This is a genomic window from Halobacillus salinarum, assembly GCF_022919095.1.
GTDB classification, from domain to species: domain Bacteria; phylum Bacillota; class Bacilli; order Bacillales; family Halobacillaceae; genus Halobacillus_B; species Halobacillus_B salinarum.
Window position 1 is genome coordinate 1,312,829 of the sequence record NZ_CP095073.1, and the last position, 16,701, is coordinate 1,329,529.

Below are 16,701 nucleotides of genomic sequence, written 5' to 3' on the forward strand. Positions count from 1 at the left end.
TAACTATACATAAACTTATGATAATGAAGGGGAAGAGATGGATAAACTTAACTTTATAAAAGGAGAACTAAAAATTCAGTATCGCTCTGAGAAGATTGCTTTACTTCCGAAGGAATTCGAGCTGCTTTATTTCCTGTACCAAAGACCAGAGCGGGTGTTTACTAGAGACGAGCTTCTCGATGCGGTTTGGCCAATGGACACCCCGACTGATCGAACCGTCGATGATCATATATACAGAGTGAGAAAAAAACTGCAGCCCTTGTCTTCGACTGTTCGAATTGAAACGGTAAGAGGTCAGGGATATCGATTGATTCTGACAAAGGAAAGCACGGCGAATCCTTTATTAAAGGATGACCAGGTATATTCCCATGCAAAAATTCTTTTTCAAAAATACCATCTTTACGGGCAGGGAGATGCGTTAAAGCTGTTGGAAGAAAACCAGGCGATATTTGGGTTTGAGCTCGATCTGCACAGCAGCATGTATCTTCATTTTATGAAAGGAAATTTCCGGTGGTTTTTAGAAGAAAAGGAAGTTTCCTTTTGGAATAAGTGCTACTACCTTCTCCATATTTACACCTATATGGAAGAAGACAAGCAGACGTGTCTTCAATATTTTACAAGAGCACTAAATCATAAGGAACTGCCGGAGCCTCACCATCTGGAAATTAAACTATTAAATCGCTTAACTCTATTGATTTTCACAAAACAAGTGAAGCGGGCAGAAGCTTGTCTGATACGTGCGAAAAAACAAGTCTATAAACAGAATCTGGAAGGTTTCATCCCCTTTCTAGCAATGACGGACCTCTACCTTTCTTTTCTTGTCGATAGTCAAGCCGTTACGGAAGCAAAGCTCGCAGAAACAGAAAAAATGCTAATAGACTTTCCCTTTTCCCGGGAAAAAGCCGGTTTTTCCATTATAAAAGGGGTGTATCAACTCACTTTGAAAAATGAGCAGAAAGCAAGAATTTATTTTGATCAAGGGTTTAATGAGTTCAGGCAAGCAAAATATATACCCGGGCAGCTGATCAGTTTGAACATTATCCGGTTTTTCTTAACCGAATTAGGTATCAAGAATGATTTAGCCGCATCTTATGAAAAGCAGTGGAAGCAAACTGCTGAGCAGTATCATTTTAATGAATTACGCTCGAGGATAAAAAAACAACTGGATCTGTACTTGAAGTAGCTGGGAAATTTTCGACACTTCTCTGATAATCCTCTGACAAACCTTCTTTAATCTTTATTAGAAAGGTCAAAAGGAGGAAGGGAAATGGATCAAGAGACTTCACTTTGGAAAAATCGGAAATTTATAAAGTTTTTTGGAGCGAACGCTTGTTCTAATTTAGGGAATTGGTTTGACTTTATTGCGGTCTTGATTTTATTTCGTTATACGTGGAAGGCAGACCCGTTATTAATTGCTTTGATCCCGGTGATGTATGCAGTACCCAGTATGTTTTTAGGGCAGCTGGCCGGGGTTTTTTCTGACCGGAGAAATAAATTAATACTCCTCATTTATTCAGATTGGATTCGGGCAGGGTTCACCTTTTTACTTTTGTTCATGCCTTCCCCGCTGTTTTCTCTGCCTGTTTTGTTGCTCCGTAACACGGCTGGGGTGATAAGCTTACCAGCCCAGCAGGGATTAATGAGAATGGTTGTACACGAAGAGCATCTCATGAAGGCGGTAACTATGAACGGGAGTGTGTATCAGTTAATGAAAGTTGCGGGCCCATTGGCGGGAGGATCTGTTACAGGGTTCTTTTCACCAGGCTTTGCCATTGGGATAAACGCAGTTTCCTTTGTCTTATCAGGAGTTGTCCTGATGTTGATTCCTATGACCAAAAGGGAAAAAGAAAAAAGAATAAGAAAGACGAACGACGTAAGCTTTTTCATTTCCTGGCGGGAAGGCTGGGCAGTAGTCTTGAAAAGCAGGATCTTGTTAGCAAGTATGATATTCGGGGTATTCAGTACGTTAACCATCCAAATGATCGACGCCCAGATTGTGACGCTGTTCAGTGAGGTTTTTCCGGAGAGAGCGGAATTAACGGGCTGGGCAGTCTCATTCATTGGAATGGGTTCATTTCTAATCGTGATGCTGTTAAATAAAATGAATAAAATAGAAAAATATGGATGGTTTTTCGGTACGGGAAGCTTGCTGATCGGCCTGATGATTTTGGGGTTTGGGCTTCTTGGAGAATACGATTTAGCTGGCGCAGCACTTGTGCTCTCATTTATAGGAGGGGTTGGCAATGGACTGACCTTTACTGCTGTCAACTACATGATCCAAAAAGAGCCTCCGGAAGAAGTGATTGGAAGAGTATCGGGAATAGTTGACTCTACCTTAAGCCTGTTGTTTATCGTCGGACCCTTGCTTGGAGGAATTATGATTCGTGAGTTAAGTGTCCTTCAAGCTTTTAAGATGATCGGTGTCGTTCTCTGTCTGCTAGGTACAGCCGGTCTTGTTTTTCAAAAGCTGATTTGGCCAATGGACAAAAGGGAGGAAACGATCAAAGAAGATAGGGAAGCAGCTTTATAAATCCTAACTTCAATAGAATACCAAAAAGGGCCTCAGACAAAAGAGTTTCAGCCTACATAAAATCCGAATGAAGGTGAACTTGTTACGATAAGACTTCACCATCGTTCGGATTTTTAGGGGAGTTGAACTTCGATTTCTATAAGGTGGTGGGAGCATAGCCGCTCCGAAAAAAATTTCCCTATCCTTCATTATTCGTCTTTAGACGGGAGGTTTTTAATTATGTCCCAGCCCCTCTAAAACTTATCAATCGCCATTTCCATGACCTTCGATTTCAATTGTTCTTTTTGATTTTCGTAGGCTTTTTTCATTTCTTTCGCCGCTTTAGGATCATGACCGTTCGCTACTAAATCATCCTGCATGTTGTGATAGACTTCATCAAAAGCTTCATCTGTTTTATTTTCCAGTTTATCTGCCGCTGATTTATATTTTGAAAAAAAATATATATACGAAATATCTTTCCCGTCTGCCTGTTTGTTTGCATATTCTTCTTTTGCTTTCTCTGCTAGCTGCTGCAGCCGGTCTTTCACTTGATTCTCAAGATCGTTGAAGGTTGGCTCGTAAGCTTGTTTAATTTCTGTGACTGACTTCTTCCCGCCTTGTTTCGATTCTTTTTCAGCAGGTTCAGCTGAAGCCGCTTGTGCTTCTTCCTCAGTAAGGTCAGGGCGGCTCAATTGAAAATTGTCCTCAACGAGTTGATCAACGTCCGCATCAGCCGTACCGTAATCTTTGAAAGCAAGGAAATATGCAGCGGTCCCTGCCCCGATTAATAACAAAGCGATTAAACTCAGCCCTATGATCAGCTTGATTTTCTTAAGATTCATTTGATAAGCCCCCTGCACTTATTTTACCAGAAGTATTCCATTTATTGGAGTTTTTAAACATTGTCATCTACTTGTAATGCCGGGAACGGTTATAAAATCTATTCAACAAGGGTATGTTTTTAGTAAGCAAGAAACAAGGAGGCGACGTAATGTTTAAAGAGCATGATTTTATCACCGGTTTAAGATGGTCAATCCTATTAAGTGTGCCTCTTTGGTGTTCTATATTCGGATGGGTGAAAATAGCCCGCCATCTACTTCATTAGCAGAACCGTAAAAAATAGTGCCCCTGTTGTTCGTTCAGCAGGGTTTTTTGTTTCTTTTTATAACGATCTAATTGAATGTAAATGATGTCTATTTTTTCCGTCTCTTGCTATAATGAAAGAGAGCAATTGAAAGGAGAAGTTCATGAAATCCTTGATTTACAGAGGAATACTTACCCTTTGTTACTCTTTTCTAGTGATGGTTCAGCCGGCTGCCGATATGGAACAGCTTCCTCAGCTTGATGGGGAGAACATTATTCAAGCCAATTCTTATCCCTATATCGTCCATGCGGCTCAGCCTACTGTTTTGAGTAAAACAAACACAGACCACAGTACTTCTTTATCCTTTCAACCATTACCCCAGCACTCACTGCTTCCTTTGGAGCCGACAGCCGGAGATTATTTTATCAGTGATTCTCTTGGCTTTCTCCATGTGATGAAGTATCAGGCCAATTATCTCTAACCTCATGTATCGATTGTCTCATTTACGTTATGAATCCACACAGCTTACTGATTTTAGTCAGTCGTGAAATGAACAGAATGATAGAAAATGAGAAGACTATCATTCTTAGTATGGGAGGATACTATGAGCGAAATTGATACATTGGAATATGAACAAATTAAAGAAAAAATAGAGCACCGTAAAATTCCCAGGGCAGAGATGATTAAGCGGATCGTTTTCATTACTTTAGGCGCAATAGTCATGTCGGTAGGACTTGAAATATTTCTCGTTCCCAATAATGTCATCGATGGTGGAGTGGTCGGCATATCCATTATGCTTGCCCACGTGTCCAGCCTTCCGCTTGGAGTGTTTATCTTTGTCTTGAACATTCCTTTTTTCTTTATTGGATACAAACAAATTGGAAAAACGTTCACAGCTTCAACCATTTACGGGATCATTATTTTATCTGTTTCTACTTCGGTTCTCCATTCCGTACCAGCTTTTACCCAGGATGTGCTATTGGCGACGCTGTTTGGCGGGTGTGTGCTGGGGATTGGGGTTGGAATGGTCATCCGTTATGGAGGATGTTTAGACGGGACAGAAATCTCAGCGATTCTGGTTAGTAAAAAGCTGCCTTTTTCCGTCGGTGAAATAATTATGTTCGTTAATTTGTTTATTCTCGGAAGTGCAGGGTTTGTCTTCAGCTGGGACAGAGCTATGTATTCTCTGCTGGCTTACTATGTGGCCTATAAAATGATTGATGTGACGATTAAAGGTCTCGATGAATCGAAATCGGTTTGGATCATCAGCGAGCACCATAAACGAATCGGAGAGGCCATTTTAGATCGTTTAGGAAGAGGTGTTACCTACTTAAGCGGAGAAGGTGCCTTTACAGGTGACGAGAAGAAAGTGGTTTTCTGTGTCATTACGAGAATTGAAGAGGCGAAATTGAAAGATATTGTATATGAGCATGATCCAGAGTCTTTCCTTGCCATTGCGGATATTGCAGAGGTAAGAGGAGGAAGATTTAAAAAGAGTATTCATTAATAAAAAGCTCAGAGTTCACTAACTCTGAGCTTTTTCACGCTCTCTAATCTCCTGAAGCTTTTCTTGGTGTTTCGTCCTCTATGGTTCGTTCCTGCTCGCCCAGCCAGCTGCGGTAGTTTTGCAGGTCAGATTCTACTTGATTGATGACAAGTTTTACAATATAGATATCGTCTAGAAAGCCGGCGACCGGGATGAAATCTGGAATTGCATCGATAGGGGAAATGAAGTATAAAATGGCCCCCACAATTGCCACGATTGAACCTGTCGGCACCTTAGTATAGCTTCCGTTACGCCACTCCCTGATCAAACTGAACATTAAGTGGATTTCTTTCCAGACGTTAGAGAGTGGTCCTTTATTTCTTTCTGATTTTTTTCTGGCAGCGTCAATCATATCTTTCGTTTGTTGAGGGTTTCTAATTAATTCCTCTGCACGATCCTTCATTTTATAATAAAGTTTTTTCGCTTTTTTCTTCTTTTGTTTTTCCAAAGCTTTTCACCCTCCTTTAGGTGCTTACCCTAACCCATCCCCATTTTGTAATAACCTCAAACCATCCTTTAATATCCGCTGTAATGAGTTTTTATTCAGTTTGTAACTTTTGTATTATTTCTGGCATATAACCATGACCTTTAAGTATAAAGACGCAAAAGAAGGATGAACATCCGCTCATTTATTAATTAGAACCAGGGTCTGATGATCTATTTTGTATAAAAATTCAATTTTATTTGAAAATAACTTCAATTTAGAATTTGGTCAATTCAATTGATTTTCGGCTTCAGATGGGATTATAATAGCTCTTTGTTAAGACAAAATTCGACATATTGTCCGCTAGGAATTTTTTGAAAATTTTCTCAAGTGATAAGGCTTACATTATGTCGGTTCAGCAATCAAGGAGGTTTCATAGAGTGTCAAATTACACCAAAGAAGAAATTGTAAAGAGTGTGCCTCAAAAAGGCTTTTTTGGACACCCTAAAGGGTTATTTACCCTGTTCTTTACAGAGTTCTGGGAGCGTTTCTCTTACTACGGAATGCGCGCAATCTTAATATTTTATATGTATTATGAAGTATCCCAAGGCGGCCTGGGACTTGATAAAGGAACAGCTGCATCGATTATGGCCATTTACGGGTCACTCGTGTATATGTCGGGGATTATCGGTGGCTGGATTGCCGACCGTTTACTTGGTTCAACATCAACCGTATTTTACGGTGGGATACTTATCATGTTCGGACACATTGCCTTATCCCTGCCCGGCAGTTTAACAGCATTTTTTATTTCCATGGTACTGATCGTTATTGGTACAGGGCTGTTGAAGCCAAATGTTTCCAACGTCGTTGGAGATCTCTATTCACCAGAAGATACACGTCGGGATTCCGGCTTTAGTATTTTCTACATGGGTATTAACATGGGAGGATTTCTTGCCCCATTAATCGTTGGTACAGTCGGTCAGGAATACAATTTCCACTATGGATTCGCTATTGCTGCGATCGGCATGTTCTTTGGACTTATTACCTTTATGGTTTCCAAAAAGAACAGCCTTGGCCTTGCGGGACGGAATGTTCCTAACCCCTTAACAAAGGCAGAACGCTCGGTAACGATTCGACGGTTTATTATCGGAATTATCGTTATTGTTATTTTATTTGCGGTAACTATTCCTACAGGAATCTTGACGATTAACGGGTTAACTTATGTTGTCAGCTTCTTAGGGCTCTCCATTCCAACTGCTTACTTTATTGTCATGTACAAAAGTAAGAAAACGACAGCGGATGAGAGATCACGTATTCTTGCTTATATCCCGTTGTTTATAGCTGCTATGGTATTCTGGGCACTCCAAGAGCAAGGAGCAATTATTCTTGCCCAATACGCTGACCAAAGTACAAATTTGGACTATGCGGGTTTGGATATTCAGTCTTCCTGGTTCCAGTCTCTCAATCCGCTGTTCATTATTTTCTTAGCACCGGTCTTTGCCTGGATGTGGCTCCGATTAGGCAAAAAACAGCCTTCTACGCCTAAAAAGTTTGCTTTAGGTATTATATTTGCCGGGTTGTCCTTCTTGCTTATGGTCATTCCGGCTGTTGCCAGTGGAGATAACCTGTCCAGTCCACTTTGGCTTGTATTCAGCTTCTTAATCATTGTCCTTGGTGAACTGCTTTTATCTCCTGTCGGACTGTCGGCAACGACAAAACTTGCGCCAGCAGCATTCGCTTCTCAAACGATGAGTGTTTGGTTCTTAACCAATGCCGGCGGACAAGCTTTGAACGCTCAAATAGTTAAACTGTACAGCGCTGATACAGAGGCCGTTTATTTTGGTGTATTAGGGGCAGTTGCCGTTTTACTAGGTATCATCTTGATGTTTATTGCTCCAAAAATTCAGAAATTAATGAAAGGCATTCATTAATCCTTTCTACCCCCAGCACCCTTGCTGGGGGTTTCTATTATTCTAGGAAAATAAGGCTTCGTTCTAGTGTCTAAGGAACCATTCTGTATTTAGAACATGGTCGTAAATAGCACCTGGGAAGCGGTCATGATAAAATGATAGTGTAAATCCTTTATTCTAAAGGAAATTTTTACCTTTATAAGAAAAATAATGATAAAAGGTGAAAGAAGAAAAGATTCGACATAGGCATCAGAGAAAGGATGAGGTAAGATTGCACATTTAACGAGTCTTTGTTTGGACGATTGGCAGCTGAATGTGGAAGGCCATGTGAGTGTCCGCATCGACAAAACCATTGTCATTGAGCCGATCAGACAGATGACGGAGGATTCATTAAAGCGATTTATCCGCTACCAGACCTTGATTCAAAAGGTCATAATAAACACCAAGGAAACGATGGCTCCGATTGAACTGTTTGGTCCGTATCAATTAAAGAGGTCTTTTGGTATTTTAGTGTTAAAGAGAATATAGAAAACTACAGGATAGGGATTAGGGGATTTATTTTACAAGGCTTTTAAAAAGCTGACATTATACATAAACACGAAAGGCACTGTGATAAGCAGTGCCTTTTACAATTCTTTTATTTAACGATAACGGTTGGGATCTCCGAATGGTGAAGCACTTGGTGACTGACACTGTCCATTGGAATGAGAAACTTCATTTAACACCCTCCTTATTTAGGGGAACGAACCATTTTTCTTGTTAATAGTGCATATTCAGAGCTTTCCTGCTTTTGTGTTTGTTTCTTCACAGGCATTAACATGAGTACGAGTCCAGCGAGAACGACTGCGGCAGCAACACCAAACGGGACATGGGGAGTAAAAGCTTCTCCGACCACCCCTGATAATAAGGGGGCAAGAGCTGCACCAAACCAGCGTACAAAGTTATAAACACCTGAAGTTACATTTCTTGCGTATGGAGAAATATCCATTACATAGCTCGTAAACAGTGCGTTGTTGAGGCCAGACGCAAGACCAGACAGCACGATTAATACGATTTCGAGCCAAACTATTTTGACAAATAACAATAAGGCGAGCAGGATAATAAAAGCGGTAAGACCGACTTTTATTAATGTGACAGGCTGCCATTTCCGCTCCAACTGGTGGGAGAGAATAGCCGAGCCATAAGCAAGGGAAATTCCCCATCCAAAAAAGATAAAACCTAAATGGATCGCAGATAAATCAATAATTAAGGGGGAATAAGCGAGTACTGTAAAGAAACCATAATAATAAAGCATTCCGGCGAAAGCCCCCTGAGTAAAAGGGAGGTATTTTAACAAACTGCCTATTTGTTTGATACCCGGCGCCTTCCGTGTGTGCTGCTGGACAGGCTCTTTCACAAGAATAATAACGAGTAAGAGAGCTAGAAATATAAGGCCTCCGGTAGCAAAGAAAGGATACCGCCAGGAAGCTTCACCAATCAAGCCGCCAAGCAGCGGACCGCCAGCCATCCCTAGCCCAATTGCGGCCTCGTAAAGGCCAACGGCTGAACTTATTTCTTCAGAAAGAGCAATCAGCAATGTCATAGCGGTAGCAAAGAACATCGCATTTCCAAACCCCCAGCCTGCTCTAAAAATCGAAAGCTCTGCCACTGTATTGGAGAAACCACAGAGAAGAGCAAAGATGGTAACAACAGCAAGTCCAAAAGTAATCATGTTTTTATCTCCGAATTTTCCTGCTAAAAGACTCGCAGGTATCATCATCACCGCCATCGTAAAAATGTAAGCAGTAAACAACAGCTCGACCTGCCAGTGACTCGCTCCGATTTGCTTGGCAATCACTGGAAGGATGGGGTCGACGACTCCTATTCCCATAAATGCTAAAAAAGTCGCGATGACCGTAACGATGCGGCCGCGTTTGCGAACATGTTCTTGTAAATTCAACTTCTATCCATTCCTTTCGTGTAAAATGGGAAATGTCTTTCAATAGTATAGGTCCAGTCATTTTATTATGTCAATATTTATATATGTAATTTTTTATATATGGAGGGGATCGAATGAATTCACTTGGCTACGCCATTTTAAGCCTGCTTGTCCGAAAGCCTTGTTCAGGCTATGAAATTCAAATGCTGCTGGATGCTTTATGGCCGGCAAAACATAGTCAAATCTATCCGCTGCTCAATAAACTTAAAGAGAACCACTATGTAACCTTTGAGCAAGTGAAGCAAACCGGGAAGCCGAATAAGAAGATTTACTCACTCACGGAAACAGGGAAGGAAGTGCTGTCTGAGTGGGTGAAGGAGACACCGGATCCCCCTGTTCAGCGAGATGAATTTTTAATTAAAGCTTATGCCCTCTGGCTGACGAACGAAGAAGACGGCATTCACTTGATTCAGGATCGTCTGAAGCGTTATCAGTATCTATTGATGGAACATCAGAAAACCGTACAGGAGATGGAGAAAACGTTTGGAGACGAAGTCTTAAATAAGACTTCTCCGCAGTTTGGGAGGTATGTACTGTTCAAAAGGCGGATACAAATGGATGTGGAAGAGATTAATTGGTGCGAGTGGGTACTGGGGTTATTAAGGTAGTGAGGTTAAATAAGTCACTTCGAATAAGAAGGGGCTTATTTTTCTTTTGTAAACAAAAATATGGGATTTTTTAAAATTTCGTAATTTTTCGGATATTTTTATAGTTTTCTAGGATAGTTAAAAAAATGAGAACTGCTACACTTACATGTAAGCGCTTAACAAGAAGGGGGAAACACATTTGAAAAAGCTGGGATTGATCATACTAGGACTTGCTTTTACTTTTAGTTTAGCTGCCTGCAGCGGTGGGGACAATGAAGCTTCAGGAAGTGGTGTAACAGAACTGACGGTTTGGAATGACTGGACTGAAGACAGGCCGGAGAACACCGTTTATAAGGATTTAATTAAAAAATTCAATGAAGGTCATGACGATATTGAGGTAAAGATTGAAAGTATTCCACATGACCAATACGAAACCAAACTGCGGACACAGGCAGCAGGCAAGCAGCTGCCGGATATGTTCAGAGTCTGGCCGGGTGCTCGAATTAAACCACTGGTAGAAGGCGGGGCTCTACTTTCCTTAAATCCAATTAAGGAGGAGTGGAAAGACCGGATTCCAGAAGCAATTTTAAAAGATTATGCCATTGATGGTGAGCAGTATGCCATACCGGCGAACATCAGTGAAACAAGCTTGATTTTCTATAATAAGGAAAAATTAAAGCAGGCAGGCTATGATGAATTTCCAACGACCTATAAAGACTTAAAAACGTTAATTAAAGATTTGAACGATAAAGGGATTACCCCGATCGCTCTTGGTAACAAAGCAACGTGGCCATTACAATCCGTTTATATTTCTACAATAGCTGATCGGTACACAGGCAGTGACTTTCTTGAAAACACATTAAATGGAGACGGAACATTTGAGAATGAGCAGTTCGTAAAAGCTTTATCTGTAATCCAGGAAATGACCAAGCTGAACGCATTTAATGAAGATATGAATACGATTGATGAAGCACAGGCTAGGAGCGAGTTCAACAGTGGTGATACAGCCATGCACTTTGCGGGTTCCTGGGCGATCGGCCCGATTTTGGACAGTGTCTCCAATAAAGACAATATTGGCGTCGCTCCATTCCCGGAATTTGAAGGCGGTGAAGGAGACCAATCGAAAATTGCCGGTGTTGCTGGCGGTGGAATTGCTTTAAACAGCAATCTAAGCGATGAGAAAAAAGAGGCTGCTTTTGAGTTTTTGAAGTTTTTCTACAGTGATGCTCTTTACAAGCAGCTCGTGAAAGCGAACATTATTGTTCCTTCCGATGTAGAAATGGATGATTCGATCCCTCAAGTATTCCAAAAGGCAAACAGTTTTGCTCAGAATGGTCTTGCACCTGTCTATGATGCGACAATGCCTCCGAAGGTTACAGACATCATTAATAATGGGCTTCAATCCATTACATTAGGAGAGAAAACACCTGAACAGCTGGCTAAAGACATGCAGGCTGAATTAGAGAAAAAGTAGATAACCAACGGAAACAGGTTACTTAAAGAAGTAGCCTGTTCCATTTCTAAGGAGGGAGAATATGCACCTTGCTCGAAGAAGAAAAAGCTCAATTTTCCTTGGACTGCTTCCTGCTTTGCTGCTGTATTTGGTGTTCGCGATTTATCCAATTCTGCAATCTTTCTATTATTCAGTGATGTCATGGGACGGGTTTTCCGCGATGACGTTTGTCGGCTTGGAAAATTTTAAAGAACTATTTAAAGACCCGTTGTTTTGGAATTCTGTCAAAAACAATATTTATGTGGTGTTGGCATCTGTACTTGGACAGGTACCGATTGCCCTATTTATCGCTCTTCTCTTAAACCGTAAATTGAAGGGAGCGAAGATTTTCCGGACGATTGGCTTTTTACCTGTTGTCCTCTCAACCGTGGTGATCTCCTTAACGTGGGGGTTGATCTACAATTCTGAAGAGGGGTTAATCAATGAATTCCTTCGCTCGGTCGGGTTGGAGGCACTTGCCCAAAACTGGCTTGGAGATACGCAGTGGGCGATGATCGCTGTCTGTATAACGGTTATATGGCAATTTGTCGGGCTGTATCTGATTATTTTCCTCGCTGCCTTACAAAACGTGCCGGAGGAAGTCCTGGAAGCCGCCAGGATAGACGGGGCATCCGAATGGACAACGACGTGGAAAATTACGGTTCCGATGATTTGGGACACGATTATCGTTGCGATTGTTCTCTGTATTGCCGGTAGCTTGAGAACCTTTGATTTAATTTATGTAATGACTCACGGTGGACCGTCGCATTCAACCGATGTTATGGCGCTGTATATGTTTAATGAAACCTTTTCCAATCTGCAATATGGGTATGGAAGTGCTGTTTCAGTTGTTATTTTCTTATTCAGTCTGATGCTGATTATGGTCGTGCGTAAGGCACTCGGACAAAAAGTGATATAGAAAGGGGGGCTGTTCTAATGGAGACAACAATCGGTTCAAAATCGAAATGGAAGAATAAGGAGAAAGGGGCAAAGAAAAAAAGCATCAAGAAAACCATCATTTATGTCGTACTGACACTCTTTGCCATTGTAAACGCTTATCCGATCTTATGGATGGTCATTAATTCTTTTAAATCGGAACAGGAGTTTTCGGTGAACCAGTTTGGATTTCCGAAAGAGTTTGTATTTGAGAATTATGTCAATGCGTGGAAAGCAGCGAATTTTGATATTTTGTTTAAAAACAGTATTTTTATTTGCTTAGCAGCTACGGTAGTTACGGTACTCATCGGGGCGTTAGCTTCCTATTTCCTGGCTAGATTTTCTTTTAAAATGAACAAGCTCGTTTACACTTTGTTTATTTTCGGTATGATTATTCCCATTCACTCGACCTTAGTTCCCATGTTTATCCTCATTCGGAATCTGGGGCTTTTGAACACACCAATTACCTTGCTTTTCCCTTATATCGCCTTTAACCTTCCGATTACCATTTTTATTCTAACGAGTTTTATGAAGGCGTTTCCGAAAGATATTGAAGAATCAGCGATCATGGATGGCTGTGGTGTTTTTCGTACGTTCTGGTCGATTATTCTGCCGATGTCCCGTCCAGCTGTAGCAACGGTGATGGTGCTTAATTTTATTCATAACTGGAACGAATTTTCCTTTGCCCTCGTACTGATCAATGACCCAAATCTGCAGACGCTGCCTCTTGGGCTGGCGAGCTTTGCAGGACAGTTCACGACAAACTACGGGGCGCAGATGGCTGGACTGACCATGACTCTTGTACCTATTGTGATTTTCTACTTACTGCTCGAGAAAGAAATTGTGAAAGGCATGACATCTGGTGCCGTAAAGGGATAAGATTGTTATATCACAGTTCAAAGGTGGATGCATCATGTTTCGACGCTGGGGCCTCACTAAACAGTTTGCCACCGTATTCTTAATATTGATTACACTTCCAACAATTTTATTCGGCAGTCTTATCTATATCCAAACGACTAAAATCTTTAAGGATCAAGCTGAAGACAGCACGATTGAGCTGCTGGAAAAGAATGAGGAAAGCCTGAGGGCCGTGATTCGCGGCATAGAAAGCATGTCTTCCTATATGATTTATGACGAGAATTTCCGTACTTTTTTTCTAACGAAGGAAGAAGAGATGGCCAGTGAAAAATACAAAAAAGCGGAGGAAGGCATTCGCGGGTATTTTACCTTTCAAATTACTTCCCAGGATTACATCGATTCCATTTTACTGCGTGCAAGAGATGGGCATGAATTAAGGTTTGGCAACCCTGTGGCAGGGAATGAAGAAGCTTTGGATCGGGCGGCTGAGGATCTTAAAGGGAAATTCTATTGGAGTGATGCTTATCCGATGACGAGCGACTGGGACGGTCAAAAAGCGATCGTCAGTCTCTCACGGGTGATTAATGACATCAATCACATTAACGAGCCTGTCGGGATGGTGCGAATTCGTCTGGATGAAGAGGATCTCTACCATGCCTATGGGGCTGGACTTGCCACTAAGCAAGGCGACTATTTTTTAATGTCTGAGAATGGAGAAGTTGTTCTTAGTGAGGATTCTTCACAAGTAGGGCAGCCGTTCCCAAGTTCTAAAATCGTTAATCTTGTCGTCCATAATAAACAAGCGACGACTGACTACCGCACCAATCATACGACTTACTTAGTTGTAAAAAAGAAAATAGAAGGTACACGCTGGTTTTCTGTGGCGATCGTGGACAAAGGGGAAGTCGTTCATGAATTATATAACGTGCGGAGCTTAATCGTTACGATGATTATTTTACTGGCGATCCTTGGAATCATTGCGTTTATCGGCTTTTACATTTTCAATATTAAACGAATTGTGGAGTTGACCAACCAGACGAAGCAGTTGGAGACCGGGGATTTTTCCGTAAATGTGCAGGTGAAGACGGAAGATGAAATCGGACAGCTGGGCATGCGGTTTAATCAAATGGTTAAAAAGATTCAACAGCATATTAATACGGAATATAAATTAAAGATTAAGCAAAAGGAATCGGAATTGAAATCGCTGCAAAACCAAATGGATCCTCATTTTCTATATAACACCCTCGATATGATCCGCTGGACAGCCCGTCTGGAGAAAGCGATGGAAACGGGACAGTTAATTGAACGTCTTTCCAAAATATTTCGGCTGAACTTGAATAAAGGCAAGATGTGGGTGCGGCTGGAGGATGAGCTGAACTATATTTATAATTACCTGGAGTTACAAAAGAGCCGTTTAGGAGAAAAGCTTGATTTTCATATTTTTTATGATGCAGAACTGAAGGATGCAATTCTTTTAAGCCATGTTCTTCAGCCGCTAGTAGAGAATAGTATTGCTCACGGTTTCAAAGGACTCGGAAGACAGGGAACCATTACTGTCCGGTGTTACCGGAAGAATAACATGATTTGGATGGATGTAATTGATAACGGCTGCGGCTTCAAACCATCCAATAGTAAAGAGGAAGGCGGAGGACTCGCGCTTCGCAATTTGCAGGAAAGAATCGCGATTGCTTTTGGCGGCGATTATGGGATCGAACAGCTGGAAGATCATGAAGGCGCATGGATTCGGGTGAAAATTCCATTCTTACTGGAATCAGATATTAAAATCATAGACAAAGAGCAAGGTGAGAACGATGAGTCTTAGAATAATCATTGTCGATGATGAACCGGTCATCAGGAGAGGGCTTTCCGCAACAGTACCCTGGGAAGAGCATGAGATGGAAGTGGTGGGGCAGGCAGGTGACGGCTGGGAAGCAATCAGGATGATGAAGGAGCATGGGCCGGTCGATTTAATCATCACAGATGTCAGAATGCCTCATATGGATGGCTTGGAACTCGCTTCCTTTACAGCAGAACATTTCCCGGCAATCAAGATCATCATGATCAGCGGTTATGATGACTTTAAATACGCAAAGAAAGCCCTGCAGTTAGGAGTACAGGATTATCTACTAAAGCCCGTGGATGTAGACGAATTGATACGAGTTTCTAATAAGATTAAGAAGGAAATTCTACTTGAACAGAATGAAAACGCAGAATATCGAAAAACAAAGCTGAAAAATGCGATATACCACCAGGTTTGGGATTTTCCTGTAAAGATCCCTCAAGATCTGAAACGGTTCGGAAAGGTCAGCGTTTTCCCATTCATGAGTACCTTGAATCATTATGCTGCCTATCTCAAAGATAAAAATGGTGATCTCGAGCAGATAAAAAGTAACTGGAAGACTAAAATAGAGGAAAAATTTATAACCGAAGGCTATGAAACATTTTCGATCTTCACAAGTGAAAACGTGTTGCTTACTTGTGTGATCGAGGGGCGGGGGACGCTTAATACCGAGCAGGCAGTGAAGCTCCTCAAAGCGGTACAACTTAATGCTAAATTTGTAGTAAGTGAAGAACACGTACCGATCAGCTCTTTGTATCAGTCATACCGCTTGCTTTTTCGCTCTCTTAAATACTTGCCTGCGCATAGTACCCGAGTCATCTTTCCCGTTAAAGAGGAAGCTGAAAGAGAGTATGTCTACCCGGAACATCTGGAAGCTGAACTGCTTCACGCCTTTTTTCAACTCGATCATGAGCAAGTAGAGAAGGTAACAGAACAGCTGTTTCACACATTTAAAGACAACCATTTTTTACTTGAAGATGTCGTCCGAACGGGGGAAAAGTTGTTAAACAGCGTGTTGGAACGGTATGAAAAGCTATTAGGTCAAGGATCTGATTATCCCACTTTGCACTATCGCGAAGGGATTAACCTGGAGCAGTTTAATTCTTATTCGCTTCTTGAATCACAGTTCCGTGAAGATTTGAAGAAACTCGTCCAGGAACTGAACCTTTCTCAATCCGAGAGTAAGGACTGGCTTATAGAGAGGGCGGAGGAGTACATTCAATCCTATTACACCTCTGAGATTAAGGCTCATGAAGTCGCGGATGTGATTAATATTTCTCCTAATTACTTCAGTTCATTGTTTAAACAGAAAACAGGAAAGAAATTTAACGAATACGTGCATGATTTGAGAGTCAACCGGTCGAAGATTCTGCTGGCAGAAACGCCGTTTAAAGTCAGCGAAATCGCAGAGCAGGTTGGCTATCAGGAATATAAATATTTTGTCAAAGTGTTTAAGAACTACACAGGGATGACCCCAACAAAATATCGAAGGCTTATGACAATCAAATCATAGAAAAACTTTTCTAGAGGAGAGATC

General features: G+C 41.4%; 15 protein-coding genes. 12 read left to right on the forward strand and 3 right to left on the reverse strand.

All coding sequences use genetic code 11. The annotated features are described in order from the left end of the window. Positions 1-37: 37 nt before the first annotated feature. Positions 38-1,183 carry a winged helix-turn-helix domain-containing protein gene (locus MUN89_RS06720; RefSeq protein WP_244712423.1) on the forward strand — a complete coding sequence of 382 codons (1,146 nt, stop codon included), beginning with the start codon at positions 38-40 and terminating at the stop codon, positions 1,181-1,183. A gap of 84 nt (positions 1,184-1,267) precedes the next feature. After that, positions 1,268-2,530: an MFS transporter gene (locus MUN89_RS06725; protein WP_244712425.1), complete on the forward strand. Its 1,263-nt coding sequence runs from the start codon at positions 1,268-1,270 to the stop codon at positions 2,528-2,530. 233 nt (positions 2,531-2,763) lie between these two features. Here MUN89_RS06725 and MUN89_RS06730 read toward each other — a convergent pair whose 3' ends face one another. Then, the gene (locus tag MUN89_RS06730; protein ID WP_244712427.1) at positions 2,764-3,351 is read right to left on the reverse strand and encodes a hypothetical protein; all 588 of its coding nucleotides are present in this window, start codon (positions 3,349-3,351) and stop codon (positions 2,764-2,766) included. A 405-nt stretch (positions 3,352-3,756) separates the two neighbouring features. Here MUN89_RS06730 and MUN89_RS06735 point away from each other — a divergent pair, with 405 nt between their 5' ends. Both MUN89_RS06735 and MUN89_RS06740 read left to right on the forward strand, forming a co-directional pair. Further along, positions 3,757-4,074, forward strand: a complete 318-nt coding sequence (locus tag MUN89_RS06735) for a hypothetical protein (protein WP_244712429.1) — start codon at positions 3,757-3,759, stop codon at positions 4,072-4,074. Between the two features lie 198 nt (positions 4,075-4,272). Beyond that, positions 4,273-5,100, forward strand: a complete 828-nt coding sequence (locus MUN89_RS06740) for a YitT family protein (RefSeq protein ID WP_396266099.1) — start codon at positions 4,273-4,275, stop codon at positions 5,098-5,100. Between the two features lie 43 nt (positions 5,101-5,143). Here the strand turns inward: MUN89_RS06740 and MUN89_RS06745 are convergent, their stop codons facing one another. After that, positions 5,144-5,587 (reverse strand): YkvA family protein, encoded by a 444-nt coding sequence (locus MUN89_RS06745; protein WP_244712432.1) that lies wholly within the window; start codon positions 5,585-5,587, stop codon positions 5,144-5,146. A gap of 416 nt (positions 5,588-6,003) precedes the next feature. Here MUN89_RS06745 and MUN89_RS06750 point away from each other — a divergent pair, with 416 nt between their 5' ends. Together MUN89_RS06750 and MUN89_RS06755 are read left to right on the forward strand one after the other, a co-directional pair. After that, the gene (locus MUN89_RS06750; protein WP_244712434.1) at positions 6,004-7,494 is read left to right on the forward strand and encodes a peptide MFS transporter; all 1,491 of its coding nucleotides are present in this window, start codon (positions 6,004-6,006) and stop codon (positions 7,492-7,494) included. Positions 7,495-7,767: 273 nt separating this feature from the next. After that, positions 7,768-8,001, forward strand: coding sequence for a hypothetical protein (locus tag MUN89_RS06755; protein ID WP_244712435.1), 234 nt, complete (start codon positions 7,768-7,770; stop codon positions 7,999-8,001). Between the two features lie 202 nt (positions 8,002-8,203). Here MUN89_RS06755 and MUN89_RS06760 read toward each other — a convergent pair whose 3' ends face one another. Continuing rightward, on the reverse strand, positions 8,204-9,412 hold the full coding sequence (locus tag MUN89_RS06760; protein ID WP_256464018.1) for an MFS transporter: 1,209 nt from the start codon (positions 9,410-9,412) through the stop codon (positions 8,204-8,206). A 113-nt stretch (positions 9,413-9,525) separates the two neighbouring features. On the opposite strand from MUN89_RS06760, the gene MUN89_RS06765 reads away from it, so the two are divergent. The 6 genes from MUN89_RS06765 (at position 9,526) to MUN89_RS06790 (ending at position 16,677) form a co-directional block, all read left to right on the forward strand. Beyond that, positions 9,526-10,059 carry a PadR family transcriptional regulator gene (locus MUN89_RS06765; protein ID WP_244712436.1) on the forward strand — a complete coding sequence of 178 codons (534 nt, stop codon included), beginning with the start codon at positions 9,526-9,528 and terminating at the stop codon, positions 10,057-10,059. A gap of 178 nt (positions 10,060-10,237) precedes the next feature. Next, entirely contained in the window at positions 10,238-11,512 is a 1,275-nt protein-coding gene (locus MUN89_RS06770; RefSeq protein WP_244712437.1) for an extracellular solute-binding protein, read from the forward strand. A gap of 61 nt (positions 11,513-11,573) precedes the next feature. Beyond that, positions 11,574-12,449, forward strand: coding sequence for a carbohydrate ABC transporter permease (locus MUN89_RS06775; RefSeq protein WP_244712438.1), 876 nt, complete (start codon positions 11,574-11,576; stop codon positions 12,447-12,449). Positions 12,450-12,466: 17 nt separating this feature from the next. Next, positions 12,467-13,345, forward strand: a complete 879-nt coding sequence (locus tag MUN89_RS06780; protein ID WP_244712439.1) for a carbohydrate ABC transporter permease — start codon at positions 12,467-12,469, stop codon at positions 13,343-13,345. A 34-nt stretch (positions 13,346-13,379) separates the two neighbouring features. Then, positions 13,380-15,146 (forward strand): sensor histidine kinase, encoded by a 1,767-nt coding sequence (locus tag MUN89_RS06785; RefSeq protein WP_244712440.1) that lies wholly within the window; start codon positions 13,380-13,382, stop codon positions 15,144-15,146. Then, on the forward strand, positions 15,136-16,677 hold the full coding sequence (locus MUN89_RS06790; RefSeq protein ID WP_244712441.1) for a response regulator transcription factor: 1,542 nt from the start codon (positions 15,136-15,138) through the stop codon (positions 16,675-16,677). The genes MUN89_RS06785 and MUN89_RS06790 overlap by 11 nt, the downstream gene beginning before the upstream one ends. Positions 16,678-16,701 lie beyond the last annotated feature (24 nt).

Coding starts and splice junctions, on each gene's coding strand:
- MUN89_RS06730 (WP_244712427.1), bottom strand. CDS start 3,351: ATGAATCTTAAGAAAATCAAGCTGATCATAGGGCTGAGTTTAATCGCT.
- MUN89_RS06790 (WP_244712441.1), top strand. CDS start 15,136: ATGAGTCTTAGAATAATCATTGTCGATGATGAACCGGTCATCAGGAGA.
- MUN89_RS06735 (WP_244712429.1), top strand. CDS start 3,757: ATGAAATCCTTGATTTACAGAGGAATACTTACCCTTTGTTACTCTTTT.
- MUN89_RS06720 (WP_244712423.1), top strand. CDS start 38: ATGGATAAACTTAACTTTATAAAAGGAGAACTAAAAATTCAGTATCGC.
- MUN89_RS06765 (WP_244712436.1), top strand. CDS start 9,526: ATGAATTCACTTGGCTACGCCATTTTAAGCCTGCTTGTCCGAAAGCCT.
- MUN89_RS06740 (WP_396266099.1), top strand. CDS start 4,273: ATGATTAAGCGGATCGTTTTCATTACTTTAGGCGCAATAGTCATGTCG.
- MUN89_RS06725 (WP_244712425.1), top strand. CDS start 1,268: ATGGATCAAGAGACTTCACTTTGGAAAAATCGGAAATTTATAAAGTTT.
- MUN89_RS06775 (WP_244712438.1), top strand. CDS start 11,574: ATGCACCTTGCTCGAAGAAGAAAAAGCTCAATTTTCCTTGGACTGCTT.
- MUN89_RS06780 (WP_244712439.1), top strand. CDS start 12,467: ATGGAGACAACAATCGGTTCAAAATCGAAATGGAAGAATAAGGAGAAA.
- MUN89_RS06785 (WP_244712440.1), top strand. CDS start 13,380: ATGTTTCGACGCTGGGGCCTCACTAAACAGTTTGCCACCGTATTCTTA.